We start from the raw sequence: 18,556 nt of genomic DNA, 5'->3' as shown, positions 1-18,556 counted from the left end.
TGCTTAGCGCCGGTCCTCCTCGTCAGGAGGGCATTCTGGGCAGGTATCACCGATCGAGTCGAGCACGTCGCGAACCGCGGCCTCCGCTGCTTCACGGGATACGCCTTCCGGCAGGTCTCGCCGGGCGATATCGAAGGCCCGCTCTCGGGCATGCGGATCGGCGCGGTCTTGCATCCAGCCGTGCTCCTCGCACTCGCGGATGGCGCCGGCTTCGTTCAGCACGTTGATCGCCCAACCGCGCAGGGTGCGGATCGCCGGCCGTCTTTGCTTGGTCATCAGCATTGAAAGGTTCTCCCACGCTGAGACGAATCGTTTAGCCGCGCAGACGTTCCCCATCGCTAACACACGACTGGGATTCCGGATCGCGGGATCTCGTGGTTCTTCGAAGGCCGAATTTTCCGGCCGGCCAGGTGCTAGGCCGGGCAAGAACGAACTGAAGAAACGGTTTTTCGATACTTCAGACGTCTTATCCGTTTTGCGCGTGCGGCAGCCGCCGCACCGAGCTCTCGTAAACCGAGCCGCGCAGCGTCTCGGCCTTGCGGCTTCGATCCCTCGCGCACGAGAAGATCACACCCTCGCGGGGCAGAAACGAAAACCGGACCTTTATGCAGCAGCCACCTGCACAAAGGTCCGGCCTTATCTTAGCGTGCCGCGATACCGAACGGCTGCAAAGGATGCTTCATATCCTTTGGAAGGTCTCGCTTTTCATCCGGGGTTGCGACCCGGAGGCGGCAATAGATCAGTAGCCGATACGACTACTTCTTTTTCTTTGAAGTCTTCTTTGCCACCTTCTTGGTAGCTGCCTTAGCGGTCTTCTTTGCCTTCTTCGCTTTCTTGGCCATGTCGTCCTCTGTAAGAATTGGCTCAGTGAACATGCCCACGCCGTGCATCGACATGCGCACCAGTGAGACGATATCACAAAAGCAAAATTGATACCAAGGAGACGTGTATCCGCATTGAGTCGCTCGCCGGAGGCACTTGCCCTCGGGCCCGCCGTCATTGCATGCCGGCGTCGCTATCACTGCCCTTCGGGTCGGGTGCCTTTTTAACCGGTCTCGCGACTGCACTCGGTCCCGGGTCCCGCCGCTACGCGTCGGCGCTATGCTGACCCTCCTGCGGGTGCCTCTTTCGCCGCGTCCGCGAGTGGTCTTCGCTTTCGCTCCGCCCACAGGCCTCTCTTCCATAATTGTGAGACTCCTGTGAAGATGCCGGGCGGTTCTCGTATCATTGCCTGCATCACGTTCGCTCAGGTTTTGGCGCGTGCGGCCAGGGCCGCACCGGGCTCTCGTGAACCGAGCCGCGCAGCGTCTCGGCCTTGCGGCTTCGATCCCTCGCGCTAGAGCTTTGGTGCTCCTCGCCGGGGGCACTCGGGAAAGGGGCTCGCCTGCGGCGATCGCTATCACTGCCCCGTTCCCGGGTGCCGCTATTGAACCGGTCTCGTCGCTGCACTCGGACCCGCGTGCCCCTCCGGGTCGCTATGCTCACGCTCTCCGGGTGCCATTTTCCGTTGAGGCGATGCGCCCCTGGCGCACGCCTGATCGGGCCTGCGGCTCTCAGGCAGATGGCGCGAGAGGCTGAGAGTAAGAGTGCAGGCTGGGTTTTTCCGTGACGGGTTACAAGCTGCGAGAGAGGCTCGTGGCGCCCGTCGCGGAGACCCGCGATGTCAAACCCTACTGCTTGCGCGCGCGCCGGCTTGGACCGGGCGAACCTCTATAACGAAATCACCGACAAGATCATTGCCGAGCTTGAGGCTGGCCGCGTGCCCTGGGTCCAGCCTTGGGGCACTGCCGCGGCAAGGGCACCCTTAGCGATGCCGAAAAACGCTTCGACAGATCGCTCGTACAGCGGGATCAACATCCTTCTGCTCTGGGGAAGCACGATCGAGCATGGTTACAGCGGTCAAAGCTGGCTCACGTTCCGGCAAGCGCTGTCGCTCGGAGGGCATGTGCGTAAGGGGGAGCGTGGTACCGCGGTGGTCTACGCCGACCGTTTCGTCCCGCGTGATGAGAAGCGGCGTGCCGCCGAGACTGGCGACGAAGCGCAGGCCATTCCATTTCTCAAGCGATTTACCGTCTTCAACACGGACCAATGCGCCGGACTCCCCAATGAGATCGCTACCGCGGCTCCGCCACCGCCGCCAGGGCTGATCGAGCCGACGGTGGAGGCTTTGATCAAGGCCACCGGGGTCACCTTTCGGATTGGTGGCGATCGCGCATTCTATGCAACAGCCGAAGACTATGTTCAGGTCCCGCCGCCACAGGCCTATTTCGAACCCATCAACTGGCACCGCACGGCGTTGCATGAACTTGGTCATGCGACCGGGCATCCCTCGCGGCTCAATCGCGATCAGAGCGGATCCTACGGTACGAAGAAATATGCCTTCGAAGAACTGGTCGCCGAGTTGAGTTCGGCGTTCAGCTGCGCGTCACTCGGGATCGTGCCGACCGTGCGCCATGCCGACTATATCGGTTCCTGGCTCGAAGTCTTGCGCGAAGACAATCGGGCCATCGTGCGTGCTGCCTCGCAGGCGAGCAGGGCCGCGGACTATTTGCTCGGCTTCGTTCCCGGGTCCATTGAGCCCGCGTTGCTGGATTCGGTTGTGGCCGATTATGAGGCGGCGTGATGCTTGGCCTCGTGGCCGCGCGAGAGTGAGAGGAGGGGAGGCCGTTTGCGACGGGTTGGTAGCCGAGAGAGAGTCTTTCGGCCGCCCGTCGTGGAGAGCCAAGATGACGAAAGCCGTACAAAAGATCACTCTGTCGCCTTCCCGGGACATTCCCTTCAACAAGCTCGTACTCAGCCAGTCGAACGTTCGCCGCGTCAAGGCCGGTGTCTCGATCGAGCAACTCGCCGAGAGTATCGCGCAGCGTACGCTTCTGCAAAGTCTGAGTGTCCGGGCCGTGCTTGACGCAGATGGCAACGAGACCGGCATGTTCGAGGTGCCGGCGGGCGGCAGGCGCTATCGTGCTCTCGAGCTCCTGGTGAAACAAAAGAGGATGTCAAAGACGCAGACGGTGCCGTGCGTCGTTCGCGAAGGAGGCATCGCCGAGGACGATTCGGTGGCGGAGAACGATGAGCGGGTCGGCCTGCATCCGCTTGATCAGTTTCGGGCGTTCCAGACGCTCCGCGGTCTCGGCATGAGCGAGGAAGACATTGCTGCGCGCCATTTCGTGAACCCTGCGATCGTCAAGCAGCGCTTGCGCCTGGCGTCGGTCTCGCCGAAGTTGCATGAGGTCTATGCCGAAGACGGCATGACGCTTGAGCAGCTCATGGCGTTCTCGGTCACAGCCGATCACGCCCGTCAGGAGCAAGTCTGGGAGAACGTCAGCCGTTCCGGTTATGACGAGCCTTACCAGATCCGCCGGCTGCTCACCGAGAACACCGTGCGCGGGTCCGATCGCCGGGCGCAGTTTGTGGGCCTCGATACCTATCAGCACGCGGGTGGCGGTGTTCTGCGGGATTTATTCGAGCACGACGACGGCGGCTGGCTGCAGGACGTCGTGTTGCTCGACCGCCTCGTAACCGAAAAGCTCAAGGCCGAAGCTGAGGCGATTGCTGCCGAAGGCTGGAAGTGGATCTCCGTCGCCGTAGAGTTCTCCTACGGTCATACTCAAGGCCTGCGGAAAATCGAAGGCAACCCTGTCGATCTCTCGCCTGAGGAGCAGGCCACCATCGACGCCCTGAACGCCGAGCAGGCCAAGCTTGAAACCGATTACCAGGATGCCGACGAACTGCCCGACGAGATCGATCAGCGTCTCGGCGAAATCGAGTCGGCACTGGCGGCATTCGAAGACCGGCCATTGCTTTACGAATCGACGGAAATCGCTCGAGCCGGTGTCTTCATCAGCATCGATTCCGAAGGACGCCTCTCCGTGGACCGGGGTTACGTCCGGCCTGAGGACGAGGTGCCGGCAACCGATCCTGATAGCGTGCAGGCCGCCGATCCGTCGTCGACCGAAGGGCAGGAGCCTAGCACTTCAGTCCAGCGCACGATCATCGCGGTCGCAGGTGGCACTGCTGATGCCGAAGAGGATGATGAGGACGCGACCAGGCCTCTGCCGGATCGGCTGATTACCGAGCTGACGGCGCATCGAACGCTGGCATTGCGCGATGCGCTGGCAGAAAATCCTGCGGTCGCGTTTCAGGCGGTGCTGCACAACTTCGTTCTGACGGCCTTTTACCGGTTCGCATCATCCGGGAGCTGTCTCGAGATTGGTCTTCGCACGCCGACCTTTCCGGCCCAAGCTCCGGGGCTGAGGGACAGCGTCTCCGCCAAAGCTGTCGAGCTGCGGCATGAGGCCTGGAAGGCGCGGTTGCCGAAGAGCGAGAACGATCTCTGGGATGCGCTGACGGCTCTCGATGGTGGTGCACAGGCATCGCTGTTCGCCCACTGTGCGTCATTTGCGGTCAATGCCGTCTATGAGCCGGCCAATCGTTACAATCAGAGTCGCGTCTCAGCCCACGGCGTCCGCACGCGTCTCGACCAGGCGGGTGTGCTGGCGCGGGCGGTCGGGCTCGACATGGTTCAGGCAGGGTGGAAGCCCTCCGTCGACAACTATCTCGGCCGGGTCACCAAGCCGCGAATTCTAGAGGCCGTGCGGGAAGCCATGGGCGAGTCGTCGGCTCAATTGATCGACCATCTGAAGAAGGCCGACATGGCAAAGGAGGCCGAGCGGCTTCTCGATGGCTCGGGCTGGTTGCCAGAGCCGCTGCGTCTCGTCGATCCCGACGCGGTGCCAGTGGGGCAGGAGGGCGAAGCGGGGGCGCTGCCCGAATTCCTCGCCGATGAGGAGGATCAGGAGAACGCCTGCGACGATGATCCGCAACAGCTTGACGCGGCTGAGTGAACATCATCGAGCGGGATGCCTACAGCTTTCCCGCAGTTGCTTGGGGACCGGTGCACGGCGCCGGTCCCCATTCTTATGGGCGAGGCTTGAGAGGGAGAGCCGGGCCGGGAAGGGTTTGAGCCGTCGGGGTCAAAGGAGAGCGCCTGATGGTTCGACCCATTCCTGCTCTCCGGAAGAATCCTGCCATGACCGAATCTCTCGCCGGCGGCGCTGCCGCCACGCCGCTCTCGATGCGTGCCGCTGCAAGTCTCACTTCCGTCGCTGTCAGGGCCGCGCGACAGCTCATGACCGAGCTCGAACGCGGCCGGCGCATCGATGCCGCTGTTCTGCGTAGCGCCATGGAGGCTGCCTTCGGCGCCTCCGACGCGGCCGGCGTCTGGAACTGGAAGACAGCCTATGACGTCTGCGAGGCGGCAACCGTTCTGTTTCTTCGCAAGTTCGGACCGGCCATACAGGCCAGGGCTGGCTCGACGGCCGCCATGCTGCCGATGCTCGCGAAAGTCGCGAACTGCCTGCCGACCCATACGCGGCGTTCCGAGGACAGTCAGGCGCTTCAGCAATTCTCCACACCCATTCCGCTGGGACTGGTCGCATGCACTGCAGCCGGCATTACATCGGGCGATCGCGTCCTGGAGCCTTCCGCGGGGACGGGCTTGCTCGCCGTCTTTGCAGAGCTCGCCGGGGGCGCCCTGATGTTGAACGAACTGGCCGAGACCCGGGCGGCGTTGCTCGAGCATCTATTCGCGGGCGTTAACGTCACGCGGTTCGATGCTGCTCAGATCGATGACCACCTCGACGTGAGTGTCGCGCCGAGCGTCGTTCTGATGAACCCTCCGTTCTCCGCGGTGGCGAATGTCGATCGACGGATGGCGGATGCGGCTCTCCGTCACATCGCTTCATCGCTCGCGCGTCTTTGCGACGGTGGACGGCTTGTCGCCATCGCTGGCGCAAGCTTCGCGCCGGATAACCCGGCATGGCAAGACGCCTTTGTGCGGCTCCAGGAACGCGGGCGGTTGGTGTTTTCCGCCGCGATCGACGGCACCGTTTACGCGAAGCACGGAACACAGATCGACACGCGGCTGCTTGTGATCGACAAGCTGCCCGTTGCCGATCCGACGGCTTTTCCTGCCTCGCCAGGAATGGCGGGTGATGTCGCCACCCTGCTTGATTGGGTGAGCCGGCATGTACCTCCAAGGCTGCCCATCGCCACGCCATCGGAGATCGCCGCTATCCGGCGGCCAGCAATGTCGCGACCGACCTGCGCCGTTGCACCGCGCTCATCGTCCTTTTCAATAAGCGCAGCGCCAGAGAGCGCCGAGCTTGCGTACGAGACGGTCGAATGGTCGCCGCCGGAAGGCGCCCGGCTCACCGACGCGCTTTACGAGGAGTACGGATTGCAGTCGATCCGTATTCCCGGATCGCGCGCACATCCGACCAAGCTCGTGCAGTCCGCGGCGATGGCGTCCGTTGCGCCACCGAAGCCGTCCTACCGTCCGCACCTGCCTTCCACCCTGCCGGCGGATGGAGTTCTGTCGGACGCCCAGCTCGAGAGCATCATCTATGCCGGCGAGGCGCACTCCGAGTTTCTCGCGGGCTCCTGGACGGTCGATGCGACCTTTGATGTTGTCGCCGCCGCGCCCGACGACGCAGAGAATGCCGTCCGCTTTCGGCGCGGCTGGTTTTTGGGCGATGGCACCGGGGCGGGCAAGGGGCGGCAGGTCGCGGGGATCCTGCTCGACAACTGGCTCAAGGGCCGTCGTCGTGCTGTCTGGATCAGCAAGTCCGACAAGCTGATCGAGGATGCGCAGCGCGACTGGTCCGCGCTCGGCATGGAGCGACTGCTGATTACACCACTGTCCCGGTTTCGTCAGGGCACCGCGATACGGCTCTCGGAAGGCGTCCTATTTACCACCTACGCCACGCTACGGACCGACGAGCGTGGCGAAAAGCTTTCGCGTGTCAGGCAGATCGTTGAATGGTTGGGCTCCGACTTCGACGGAGTGATCGTCTTCGACGAGAGCCACGCCATGCAGAATGCGGTCGGGGGCAAGGGCGAGCGCGGTGACCAGGTGGCCTCCCAGCAGGGGCGCGCAGGCCTCAGGCTGCAGCACGCCTTGCCGAATGCTCGCGTGGTTTATGTGTCGGCGACGGGCGCAACCACGGTCCACAACCTCGCTTATGCTCAACGCCTCGGCCTTTGGGGCGGCGCTGACTTCCCGTTCGCCACGCGTGCCGAGTTCGTCGAGGCGATAGTCGAGGGCGGCGTCGCGGCAATGGAGGTGCTGGCGCGCGACCTCAAGGCGCTCGGCCTCTACGCGGCACGCTCGCTCTCTTATGAAGGCGTCGAGTACGACTTGCTCGAGCACCACCTGACGCCGGAGCAGGTCCGCATCTACGACGCCTATGCCGGTGCGTTCAGCGTCATCCATAACAACCTCGATGCGGCGATGCGAGCCGCCAACATCACGGGCGCAACGGGAACGCTGAACGGGCAGGCCAAATCAGCTGCGCGCTCCGCCTTCGAAAGCGCGAAGCAGCGCTTCTTCGGCCACCTCCTGACTTCGATGAAGACCCCGTCGCTGATCCGTTCGATCGAGCACGATCTTGAGGCTGGACACGCGGCAGTCATCCAGATCGTGTCGACGGGCGAAGCGCTGATGGAGCGCCGGCTCGCTGAGATCCCGACTGAAGAGTGGGGCGACGTCCGGGTCGACATCACGCCGCGCGAGTATGTCCTCGACTATCTCGCCCACTCCTTTCCGGTCCAGCTCTACGAGCCCTTTACCGACTCTGAAGGTAACCTCTATTCCCGGCCTGTCTATCGCGACGGCCAGCCGGTCGAGAGCCGGGAAGCCGTCGCACGACGCGACGGCCTCATCGAGAAGCTCGCGTCGTTGCCGCCGGTACCTGGGGCACTGGATCAAGTCATCCAGCGTTTCGGTACCGAACTGGTCGCAGAGGTGACGGGCCGCTCGCGCCGCATCGTTCGCAGGGGTGATCGGCTCGTGGTCGAAAACCGAGCCGGCTCCGCCAACCTCGCGGAGACCTTGGCCTTCATGGATGACATCAAGCGTATCCTCGTGTTCTCGGATGCGGGCGGCACGGGGAGGAGCTACCACGCCGAACTGTCGGCCCGGAATCGCCGGTTGCGGGTCCACTACTTGCTCGAGCCCGGCTGGAAGGCTGACGCCGCGATCCAGGGCCTCGGCCGCACGAACCGCACCAACCAGGCGCAGCCGCCGCTGTTTCGTCCCATTGCGACCGACGTGAAGGCCGAAAAGCGCTTTCTGAGCACCATTGCGCGCCGACTCGACACGTTGGGGGCTATTACGCGCGGCCAGCGCCAGACCGGCGGGCAGGGCCTGTTCCGGCCAGAGGATAATCTCGAAAGTCAGTACGGTCGCGATGCGTTGCGTCAGCTCTACACGCTGCTCGCGCGAGGCAAGGTCGACGGCTGCTCGCTTGGGAGGTTCGAGGATGCGACCGGTCTCAAGCTCATGGATGCCAATGGGCTCAGGGATGACCTGCCGCCGATCACGACCTTTCTGAACAGGTTGTTGGCGCTCACCATCGACCTACAGAATGTCCTGTTCGCCGCTTTCGAGCAACTCTTGACCGCTCGGATCGAGGGCGCGGTCGTGTCGGGTACCTACGACATCGGGCTGGAAACGCTCCGTGCCGAAAGCTTTGTCGTCGCCGACCGGCGGACGATCTATGTCCATCCGGGTACTGGCGCCGAGACTCGGCTGCTCACGATCACCCAGCGTCAGCGCAATCATCCGGGGAGGCTGGATGACGCTCTTGCTCGTCTTTGCGATCGTCAGGCCGTCCTCCTCGTCAATGAGCGCTCGGGACAAGCCGCCGTGCAGGTCCCGACTGCGAGCGTCATGCTCGACGACGGCGAGATCGAGCGGCGCGTCCGGCTAGTCCGGCCAATGGAGCAGCACACGGTCCCCTTGAATCTGATGGCGGAGAGCCATTGGGTGGAAGCGGACCGTGAACGCTTCACCGCGGCCTGGTTGGCGGAACTTGCCGAGGTGCCCGAGTTCACGGAAAGCACGATACACGTCGTGGCGGGCTTGCTGCTCCCCATCTGGAAGCGGCTTCCGAACGAATCGACCCGTGTCTATCGCCTTCAGACCGATGCGGGCGAACGCATCATCGGCCGCAAGGTTTCTGCGACCTGGGTCGCAAGCGTCCTTGCGGCGGACGCGCCCGCGCTAACGCCGGACGCTGCCTTTGCCGCGCTCATGGAGGGGCGGACCGTCCTCGATCTCGCGGAGGAACTCCAGCTTCGTCGTGTCCGGGTGATGGGCGCATACCGCATCGAATTGTCCGGCTTCAACGACACGATGCGCGATCGCCTCCGGGCTTACGGCCTTTTTGGGGAGATCATCTCCTGGAAGCTGCGCATGTTCGTACCCACGGACGCGAGCGGCATCGAGGTCCTGTCGAGGGTGCTCGACACCTATCCGGTTACGGGCGTCAGTGAGCGGGAGGCCGCGTGATGTCCGGCGATGTCTCCGAGCTGGCACGCCGCCTCGCGCGCGAGGCCGAGGCGGTGTGCCGACATTATCTCCCCAATGGTAAGCGGGCGGGGCGGTACTGGCTGGTTGGCGACGTCCACAACACCCCGGGCCGCTCGTTATTTGTGCGGCTCCAGGAATCGTCGAAGGGGCCCGCCGGCAAATGGACCGATGCCGCGACCGGGGAGCATGGCGATCTCCTCGACATCATCCGAGAAAGCCTTGCCTTGCGAGACTTCCGCGAGGTCGCCGAGGAGGCGAGGCGCTTTCTGAAGCTGCCTCGTTCTGAGGAGCAATCACGCCCGAGACCCGTTCGTCCAGTCGTGCAGGCCGGATCGCAAGAAGCCGCCCGTCGACTTTTTGCGATATCCGGTCCGATCGAAGGGACGTTGGTGGAAACGTATTTGCGACGTCGTGGAATAAGCCAAATCCACCATGGTGGTGGCCTGCGCTTCCACCCACGTTGCTACTACCGACCGGAGGAGCATTTGCCGACTGAAACCTGGCCGGCGATGATAGGCTCTGTCACGGACCTCGAGGGACGGATCACCGGCGTGCATCGCACCTGGCTAGATCCACACGGCTTTGATCGCGTGCGGCTCGGCAAGGCCCCGATCGACACGCCACGACGGGCCATGGGCGACCTGCTTGGAAACGCCGTTCGCTTCGGCCTGGTGGACGACGTACTCGCTGCGGGCGAGGGGATCGAGACCATGCTGTCGCTGCGTTGTGTACTGCCGACCTTGCCCATGACCGCTGCTCTCTCGGCCAATCACCTCTCAGCTATGTTGCTGCCGTCTGGCCTACGCCGACTCTATATCGCCCGTGACGCAGATGCCGCCGGAGATGCCGTACAGGCTATTCTCACCCAGCGCGCGGAAGCCGCCGGCATTGAAGCGATCGCATTGTCGCCCCGGCTGGGCGACTTCAACGAAGATCTGCACATCTTCGGCCTCGAGGCCCTCCGGGCAGCGTTGCTACTTCAACTCGTATCGGAGGACGTCGTCCGTTTCCTGCATTCGTCGATGGCAACCGCGGAATAGCCCCGGCAATTCGATGGGCGTCGACAGGTCGGTCGCGGTGCGGCCACTGCCGGAAGAGGACGCGACCACGGCCTTTTAGAGGGCGATCGGACGGCAAGCGGCTCGGGCCGGCAATGGCTGCGTCCGGCTATTTTCCGCCGCGCGCCGGCGACGAGAAGACACATTAGCCATCTGGCGAGCGCGCTTTGCATCGCGAAGCAAAATAGCCGGCCTCCGCCATCCTCCGCTGCGCTTCGGCCCTCCGCTCTGCTCTGGGTTCTGGCCCGTTCCGCCTGCCGTCTCAGTGATCGCCACGAAGGCCGCGATGGTCGCGGCCGATCCGGCAAAGGATCGCCTCCATGACCGACCACGATGACATCGAACCGCCGCACGCTGCATCTGCAACCGAACAAGTTCTTACCGAATTGCAACTCTTCGGGTACCGCCCATTCGAGGACCAGCCTGACCCACGGCCGCTTCCCGAGGGCAGGATAATCGCGGGCGCCGTCGCCGATATCTTCGATGCTCTGGTCGCGACCTTGAATGATACGCGGCTCGAGCCCGACCTCGACGATCTGCTCTGGTCGACCGTCAACCTGTTCCATCGTGCCGTCGACCGCATCGGTCGCCAACTCGACGACAACGAACAGGCGCAACAGAAAAGTCAGCGTGAGCAGGACGGTTCCGAAGTTCGATCCGTCGAACTCGAACGCATCACGGCGGAAGGCATCACGCTGATTGAGCGCCGCAACTGCCTGGAGCTCTTCCGTGATCAGGCCATAGAGCGCTTCGAGACTCACACCGGCTCATTCTGGCGCCCGCGATCGGGATCGCTGGTGAACCATCGTACGCTGACCGCAGCGATGATCGACTCCCGCGACTTCATCGCGGCCAAGCGCCGCGCCGAGACCGAGGTCGTGCTGCCCGCTGGGCCGAAGATCGCGCTCACAGGAGGGCTCGACTTCAACGACCACCACCTTATCTGGGATCGTCTCGACAAGGTTCTTGCCAAGCATCCCGACATGGTCCTGCTCCACGGCGGCTCACCGAAGGGGGCCGAATTGATCGCCTCCAAATGGGCGACCACCCGTAAGGTGCCTCAGATCGCCTTCAAGCCCGACTGGACGAAACATGCCAAGGCAGCACCTTTCAAGCGCAACGATGCCATACTCGAAATCCTGCCGATCGGTGTCATGCATTTCCCGGGCACGGGCATCCAGGACAACCTCGCCGACAAGGCGAAGCGGCTAGGCATCCCTGTCTGGAGGTTCGGCGGCGCGTGAGCGCCGTCTTTCTCGACTCCAAGCCATCGAGACGAAATTGCCTACGCCGCAACTCCGCCTCCTTTCAGTCGTCTCATATTCCAGAGTTGCGCCGTGGTGGTGGTGGAAAGCGCGACTGGTACATCTATGCACATGGAGCCACCACCATGCTCGCCCTTGGGCTTGTTCTCAACACACTCGGCATTGGTTTGTTCTGCTGGGCGATCTTTGCGCTCGCTGTGTATGCGTTGCCTTTTTTCGTCGCACTGAGTATCGGGATGACGGCGTTTCAGAGCGGTGCAGGCCTCATCGGCGCGCTGCTTATCGCAACGGCCGGCGGTGCGCTGACGCTCGTCCTCGGCCAGGTCGCCGTCGCTATTACTCGGTCCTTGGCCTTGCGCATCGCGATCGCGACGGCATTCGCTGTTCCCGCCGCCCTCGCCGGCTATCACGTGGTGTTCGCCCTGTCCCAGATCGGAGTGCCTTCACTGGCTTGGCGTGAGGTCTTCGCTTGCCTGGGCGCGGTTTGCATTGGCGTCACGTCGTGGAGGCGCCTGATGATTTTGGCGGAGACCCGTCCGATCGAGCCGGGCGGGGTGGTGGAGAACCCGTCCTAACTCTTACGGCCGCATGGCCCGAGGGATGACCGTTTCCTGCGTTCATCGTGGATCAGGTGTGCGTACATCAGAGCGGTGAACGGGGTGATCGAAACCTGAGCAAGGGCGAGGCAGTCCTCTTCGGACCTCCTCGATCAAGCCGCCGGCATTCGGTCCGGCCCACGCAGCCGCGGCGGAGCGATGTTACCTCGATCCGTTCTTGCGAGACGATACCGCCCTTTGCAGCAGATTGTTTCTCCTTCTGCGCTGAATCGTTCCGACCTCTTGTTCATCAAAACCGAGATAGCCACGCTTCTCCAGAGATTGTGGTTCAGCACGCGGACGCACGTGGCCTCGTTGATGGCTGATCTGGCCGAAGACCGGCTTCGCCTCGATCGTCTGAGCCGCAACGCCGTTGATGCGACTTTCTTCCCCTGGGCTTCGCCCATTCCTCGCGAGACAAGAAAGTCGCCACAACGACGTCCTCCGCTGCGCTTCGGCCCGAGCGGGTGCGTCGCCGATCGTCCTCGGCCCTAGATCGCCATCGAGGCCGCGGTGGTCGCGGGCTCGAAACACAACAGGAGAAGTGACATGGCTAACATCGGTTCTTTCAAGAAGGTCGGTAACGAATTCCAGGGCGAGATCGTGACCCTGAGCCTGAAGGCCAAGGGCGTCCGCATCGTCGCCGAGACCAACCGATCCAACGACAACGCTCCCAGCCACCGCATCTATGTGGGTCGCGCGGAGATCGGCGCGGCCTGGTCGAAGCGCTCCGAAGAGGGCCGCGACTACCTCTCGCTCAAGCTCGATGACCCCTCGTTCAACGCGCCGATCTACGCGAACCTGTTCGATGACGAAGGCGGCGAGGGCTACACCCTGCTCTGGTCGCGGCCGCGCAAGAACGGTGAGTAAGCCTCGCACCACCAACCCCGCCCGAGCAAATCGGGCGGGGGGTTCATGCCCGTGGTCGCGAATGAGCAGCTCAAGCTGGACGGACGCGCAAAGCTAACGCCATCCTTCGCCTGGATGCGTGCCAAGACACTCGGCACGATCCAGACGCGGAACCATAACTCGCTGGGGAACCCCTTTTTCTGCCCAAGCTCTTATAAGCGGACCTGAACGATCGTCTTGCCTTGGCGTCGCTGGGCCGAGTTGAAGGCGGCGACCGCGTCATCCAAGGAGGAGACCTGTCCGATGTTTGTCCGCAGTCTTCCGTCTCGCACCCTCTGGACGATCTCACTCAATTGACCACGGTCAGCCTCCACAACGAAGTCAATGGCCAAACCGTCCAGCGGCCGAGCCTCCGCCGGGCTCACGACAGTCACCAGCGTCCCGCCGGCTTTAATAAGGGCCGCAGACTGCTTCTGGATGTCGCCGCCGATGACGTCGAAGGCAAGATCGACTCGGCCGACGTCTTTGAGGACGTCGTTCTTGAGGTCGACGAATTCATTTGCGCCGAAGTCGAGCGCCTTCTGCCGGTCGGCTGCGCGTCCCGTTCCGATGACATAGGCGCCGGCCTCTCGTGCGAGTTGAACCACCATGGAACCGACCGCACCGGCCGCACCATGCGCGAGCACGCTCTGGCCTGTCTGAAGACGGCCATGCTGGAAAAGTCCCTGCCACGCGGTTAGGCCCGAGATCGGCAGGCTTGCGGCCACCTTGAAATCGACGTCACCCGGCAAGGGCGCGAGATTGCGCGCCTCGATCGCTATATATTCGGCGAGCGTGCCGTCGCGATACCAGTCGGCAAGGCCGAATACGCGTTGTCCCACCGAAAGTCCCGTCGTGCCGTAGCCAAGGGCCGTGACGATGCCGGCGAACTCGTGCCCAGGGATGGATGGAGTTCTGTCCTGCTCGCGACGATCGGTCCAGGTCGAGGGCCACTCCAACTCCGTCGGAACGAATCCCGATGCGTGGACCTCGACGAGAACGTCGTTGATCGCTGGTTGAGGTTGGGGCCGTTCCACCAGCTTCATCCCGCCGAATCCGGCAGCCTGGTCCGTCACAATAATCGCTTTCATCTTCGACTCCTTTAATGTGTGTGGTGTTTTCAGATTCCGAACTTCCCCGATCTGCGAGCCGGGAGGACCGTGCTCAGATCGAGCCGGCCGGTGCCACGGCGGGGAAGTCCTTGTCGGGGTGGAACACGTTGTTGAAGAAGTTCGTCAGCGAGTACATGGCCACGAGTGCGACGATTTCCATGATGTTCGCATCCGTGTAGCCCGCATCGCGGACGGTTTGCAGATCGGCGTCCGTGACGTGGCCACGGCTCTCGATGATCTTGCGTGCAAACTGAACGGCGGCATCCCGCTTTGGATCCCTGGCATGCCCCTTTCGCGCGAGGACAATGTCCTCGGCCGGCAGCTTGGCCATATGCTCCGCCGTGAAGCTGTGCACCGTTAGGCAATAGTCGCAGCCGTTCACTTCGGAGACCGCAAGGCCGATGCTGTCGCGTGTCTTGACGTCGAGCGCCTTGCTCAAGGAGCCGAGCAGAGCGGCCCATGCGTTAAACGCGATCGGGCTTTGCGCGAAGATCGCCATCATGTTTGGCGTGAACCCGATGTTCTTGGTGAACATATCGAGGGGCGGTTTCGAATCAGCCGGAACGTGTTCCGGCTTCAGAGCAGCAGCTCTGGCCATGATATTCTCCTTAGATGAATGATTTCAGGGTTGGTTATGCGAAGTGCAGCACGTCGGCCACGGGCAGGCGCGGCTTCTGCGGCCAGTTGCCAGGCCGCTCCGGCCCGACGGTCAGCAGCATGACCGGGATTTCGTCTTCGGCCAGGCTGAACTCTCTGTGCACGGCTTCTGCATCGAAACCGATCATCGGTGTCGACCCCAGGCCTAGCGAGCGGGCCGCATAGATAATAGCTGCGGCGCCGAAGCTCGCGGTGCGCACGGCCTCGTCGCGCTGGCGCTGCGGATGATTGTCATACAGGCCGCGAGCAGGCCCCTCCCATTCCGGCACCAGATGTGCCGGCATGATTCCGGCTTCCACGACTGGGGCCAGGCGCTCAGGGACGGTGCTGGCATCAGCCAATTGGCCGATGATGATGAAGGTTACGGCTGCTTCAGTGATTGCGGGCTGATTCCAGGCGATCGGAAGCAGCCGCGCCTTCGCTTCGCTTGAGCGCACGGCGATGAAGCGCCAGTTCTGCAGATGAAAGGATGTCGGCGCTGATGTGCCGATCCTTACGAGATCACGTATCTGATCGTCGCTGAGGACGGCCGTCGAGTCGTAATACTTCGCAGCACTGCGGCTCAGAATTGTTTCGATCACGGCGTTCGTCGGCAGCGGCCGCGCCCGCGAACGGGAGGTTTCGGGATCGGCAGCGGTTGTAGCGGTGTTGTTCATTAGGTGACTCCGTTATCAGGTGATGACGAAGCCAATTTACCGCCGGGCTTGATCGTTTCGAGCCTCTATTTGCTCAAATTGGTGCTCAAAAGGATCATTTTGGCGACGATCCAGACTCATCGCCGTTGTGCGCCAGTCGGCGCCATTCCCCTGGCGTCATCCCCATCCTCTCCGCAAAGACACGCCGGAATGCCGAGACGGATTGATACCCGACCGTCTCAGCCACGGCTTCCGTGCTGATCCTCGGCTTCTTAAGCTCGTTGGCGGCCATGCTCATGCGAAGATCGGTCAACAGGTCGAGGGCGGAGCGGCCTAACTTGTCCTGAAATTGGCGCATGAATGTTGCGCGTGACATGCCGCATAGATCGGCCAGCTCGAGAAGCTTCCAGGGTCGCGCCGGATCAGCGAACATCGCCGCAATGGCCGCTGCCAATCTCGGATTGCCAGCAAGGGCCAACAAGCCTTCAGTGGATTTGCCGGCTTCGCTTGCGGCGCGGAGAACCAGAGTAAACAAGACCGAAGAAAGCGCGTTCAGAATGGCGCGTCCTCCCGCTCTGTCGCCTGAGGACTCCATTCGCATTAGACTGACCAATCCGGAAAGTTGACTCGATGCCGACGGGATGTCCTCTTCTCCGTGGCTTTTCAGAGCCCGCACGACCAGATTTGCTGGCAGGTAGTTGCGGACCAATCGATCATGGGGTGGCACGACGAAAAATCGTCCGCACAGCAGATCGAGTTGCTCACCCGGTCCATCGTTCTCGCTCAACATCCATCCTGCGGAGCCCCTGCTTTGGTGCGTCCTGATCGGCGTTTCGCCGCTGCCGTCGTGCAGCACATGCGCCGAACCGTGAGGGAGCAACACGATATCCCCGCTCCCAAGCTCTTGCACCGTTCTCGAATCCGGGTCCTCGAAAATGGCACGGCCCTTGACTATGACATGGTAGGGGATCTCGTTCGCCGCCGCCCTGGGCCAGATAATCCGCCATGGTGCGCCGTAGGCGCAGCGGACCTCGAGTTGGCCGGTAACGGTTATGATGTGCAGGAGATGACTCAACCAGTCGACTTGAGACATAAGACCTCGAGACGTGAATCGCGGACGCAGCATATCAATTTAGCAACGCATTCGGCGAAAGGCTGGAGTTCCGTCCTCATTGATCGCGGCGACGAAGGCCAGCACTCTCACCTGCTGATTGCCTTCCTATCGGCGGTGACAATCATCATCGATAACCAGTTTGAACATGGGTGCTCAGGACCCGCGCAGGAGGTCCGGCGGCGTGCTGCGTGACGATCACGTCTTATCTCAGCAGCAGCTTCCCCCGATGTTCAGAGCGCTGCTTGAGCTCGCCTATCGGAGACCTTGGACGGCCTCGATCTGGCTGACAGCGGCTACCCGTCTTCCCGCATGGTGCCGACGCAAGTGGTCGATATTTGCGGGCGCGGCACTAGCAAAGTGAACGTCAGCTCATGTGCCCTTCAGCGACTTCGCCTAGCTCGCTTGTCGCGTTTCTAGGCGCAACACCACTTTTGTGCCTGTCGCAAACGCGTTGGATCTGTTCTGAAGCGAACGGTTGCAACTCAATCACCGCCGCTTGCCTAGTTTTGGTCGTTCGTCTCGTGCCTCATCGTCTGGCACGACTAGATCGACATGACTAACGCCCAATGTGCTGGCGAGTTCAAATAGAGTAACAACGGTTGGATTGCGACGGCCACGCTCCAGGTCGCTAATATACTGTTGGGTGAATCCGGACAATTCGGCGAATTTCTCCTGCGTGAAGCGCTTCTTGTGTGTACCGAAAACCGCATCCGAGTTGATGCCGTGATGGAATCGCCTAAGCTGGCGGAATGATCGGGCTGCTGTGTTTCGTGCTGGCCGTCCTGGCCTCGCCGTTCAAGTCGAAGTTGCGGCTTGAGGCTGAGAACGCGGTGCTGCGAGAGCAGTTGATGGTCTTGCGGCGGAGGCTGCATGGTCGCGTCCGGCTCACGAACCAGGATCGCTGGTTCCTGGTCCGGCTGTATCGCTGGTTTCCGTCAATCCTGTCGGTCCTCACCATCATCCGGCCCGAGACGCTCGTGCGGTGGCATCGGGCCGGCTTTCGCTGCTACTGGCGTTGGAAGTCGCGATCTCCAGGAGGCCGACCGCCGATCGACACCGGGCTGCGCGTGTTGATCCGGCGGATCAGCGTCGACAATCCGCTTTGGGGCGCGCCACGCATTCATGGCGAACTGCTCAAGCTCGGGTTTGAGGTCGCGCAGTCGAGCGTCGCCAAGTACATGGTTAAACGACGGGGACCGCCCAGTCAGGGATGGCAAACCTTCTTGCGCAACCACGCGCCGGACATTGCCGCCATGGATTTGTTCGTTGTTCCAACGATCGGGTTCGACCTGCTCTGGGCCTTCGTCGTCATCCGGCTGGACCGCAGAGACCTCGTCTGGATCAACGTCACCGCAAATCCGACGGCGGAATGGCTGGCACGTCAAATAACCGAGGCATTTCCTTGGGATGAGGCTCCGCATTACCTCATTCGCGATCGGGACCGGATCTATGGCAGCGTTGTCACGCGCCGATTGCGCGCCATGGGCATCCGGGACAAGCCGACCGCCCCAGCCTCGCCGTGGCAGAATGGCTGTGCCGAACGGCTGATCGGATCGATCCGACGTGAGTGTTTGGACCATTTCGTCGTCTTGGGCGACGCCCATCTCCGCCGGATCCTGCGATCCTACGCCCGCTATTACAATGACATTAGAACGCATCGGTCGTTGGATAAGGATGCGCCGGTCTCTCGCCCGGTTCAACGGATAGGAGGCATTCAATCCCACGCCATCCTTGGCGGGCTTCATCATCACTACGTTCGGGTCTAGCCGGTTTTCGGTACACACACAGCTGAGGCGATTTGCTTGTCTTCACGCCCGTAGTTGATGGCCCCTTGAATAGGTGACATCATCATGAGCAT

At 62.4% G+C, this 18,556-nt stretch carries 14 protein-coding genes; 8 read left to right on the top strand and 6 right to left on the bottom strand.

Features of this window, described 5'->3' with window-relative positions; genetic code table 11:
• Positions 1 to 3: 3 nt before the first annotated feature.
• Entirely contained in the window at positions 4 to 282 is a 279-nt protein-coding gene (locus OZ411_RS38245) for a hypothetical protein (RefSeq protein WP_282532083.1), read from the bottom strand.
• Positions 283 to 1,660: 1,378 nt separating this feature from the next.
• On the opposite strand from OZ411_RS38245, the gene OZ411_RS38240 reads away from it, so the two are divergent.
• From OZ411_RS38240 to OZ411_RS38210, 7 genes are all read left to right on the top strand, one after another.
• Complete coding sequence (locus OZ411_RS38240) at positions 1,661 to 2,623, top strand: zincin-like metallopeptidase domain-containing protein (RefSeq protein ID WP_282532082.1); 963 nt, start codon at positions 1,661 to 1,663, stop codon at positions 2,621 to 2,623.
• A gap of 103 nt (positions 2,624 to 2,726) precedes the next feature.
• Positions 2,727 to 4,844, top strand: coding sequence for a ParB/RepB/Spo0J family partition protein (locus OZ411_RS38235; RefSeq protein WP_282532081.1), 2,118 nt, complete (start codon positions 2,727 to 2,729; stop codon positions 4,842 to 4,844).
• Positions 4,845 to 5,029: 185 nt separating this feature from the next.
• Positions 5,030 to 9,352, top strand: coding sequence for a strawberry notch-like NTP hydrolase domain-containing protein (locus tag OZ411_RS38230; protein WP_282532080.1), 4,323 nt, complete (start codon positions 5,030 to 5,032; stop codon positions 9,350 to 9,352).
• Positions 9,352 to 10,413 carry a toprim domain-containing protein gene (locus OZ411_RS38225; protein WP_282532079.1) on the top strand — a complete coding sequence of 354 codons (1,062 nt, stop codon included), beginning with the start codon at positions 9,352 to 9,354 and terminating at the stop codon, positions 10,411 to 10,413. The genes OZ411_RS38230 and OZ411_RS38225 overlap by 1 nt, the downstream gene beginning before the upstream one ends.
• Positions 10,414 to 10,751: 338 nt before the next feature.
• Positions 10,752 to 11,675: a DUF2493 domain-containing protein gene (locus OZ411_RS38220; RefSeq protein ID WP_282532078.1), complete on the top strand. Its 924-nt coding sequence runs from the start codon at positions 10,752 to 10,754 to the stop codon at positions 11,673 to 11,675.
• A gap of 146 nt (positions 11,676 to 11,821) precedes the next feature.
• Positions 11,822 to 12,271, top strand: a complete 450-nt coding sequence (locus OZ411_RS38215) for a hypothetical protein (protein ID WP_282532077.1) — start codon at positions 11,822 to 11,824, stop codon at positions 12,269 to 12,271.
• A 570-nt stretch (positions 12,272 to 12,841) separates the two neighbouring features.
• Positions 12,842 to 13,162: a DUF736 domain-containing protein gene (locus tag OZ411_RS38210; RefSeq protein WP_282525214.1), complete on the top strand. Its 321-nt coding sequence runs from the start codon at positions 12,842 to 12,844 to the stop codon at positions 13,160 to 13,162.
• Positions 13,163 to 13,353: 191 nt separating this feature from the next.
• Here the strand turns inward: OZ411_RS38210 and OZ411_RS38205 are convergent, their stop codons facing one another.
• The 5 genes from OZ411_RS38205 to OZ411_RS38185 all read right to left on the bottom strand — a co-directional run bounded on the left by OZ411_RS38205 (position 13,354) and on the right by OZ411_RS38185 (position 17,418).
• The gene (locus OZ411_RS38205; RefSeq protein ID WP_282532076.1) at positions 13,354 to 14,271 is read right to left on the bottom strand and encodes an NADP-dependent oxidoreductase; all 918 of its coding nucleotides are present in this window, start codon (positions 14,269 to 14,271) and stop codon (positions 13,354 to 13,356) included.
• A gap of 73 nt (positions 14,272 to 14,344) precedes the next feature.
• Entirely contained in the window at positions 14,345 to 14,890 is a 546-nt protein-coding gene (locus OZ411_RS38200; RefSeq protein WP_282532075.1) for a carboxymuconolactone decarboxylase family protein, read from the bottom strand.
• Between the two features lie 34 nt (positions 14,891 to 14,924).
• On the bottom strand, positions 14,925 to 15,605 hold the full coding sequence (locus OZ411_RS38195; protein ID WP_282532074.1) for a nitroreductase family protein: 681 nt from the start codon (positions 15,603 to 15,605) through the stop codon (positions 14,925 to 14,927).
• Positions 15,606 to 15,699: 94 nt separating this feature from the next.
• Positions 15,700 to 16,677: an AraC family transcriptional regulator gene (locus tag OZ411_RS38190; RefSeq protein ID WP_282532073.1), complete on the bottom strand. Its 978-nt coding sequence runs from the start codon at positions 16,675 to 16,677 to the stop codon at positions 15,700 to 15,702.
• A 507-nt stretch (positions 16,678 to 17,184) separates the two neighbouring features.
• Complete coding sequence (locus tag OZ411_RS38185; RefSeq protein WP_282532096.1) at positions 17,185 to 17,418, bottom strand: helix-turn-helix transcriptional regulator; 234 nt, start codon at positions 17,416 to 17,418, stop codon at positions 17,185 to 17,187.
• 29 nt (positions 17,419 to 17,447) lie between these two features.
• Between OZ411_RS38185 and OZ411_RS38180 the strand changes: the two genes are divergently transcribed.
• Complete coding sequence (locus OZ411_RS38180) at positions 17,448 to 18,464, top strand: integrase core domain-containing protein (RefSeq protein ID WP_282532072.1); 1,017 nt, start codon at positions 17,448 to 17,450, stop codon at positions 18,462 to 18,464.
• Positions 18,465 to 18,556: the final 92 nt, after the last annotated feature.

Source organism: Bradyrhizobium sp. Arg237L, from assembly GCF_029990105.1.
In the GTDB taxonomy this organism is placed as follows: Bacteria; Pseudomonadota; Alphaproteobacteria; order Rhizobiales; family Xanthobacteraceae; genus Bradyrhizobium.
Note: the sequence above shows the minus strand (reverse complement) of the source record. Positions and strands in the feature narration are given on the sequence as shown.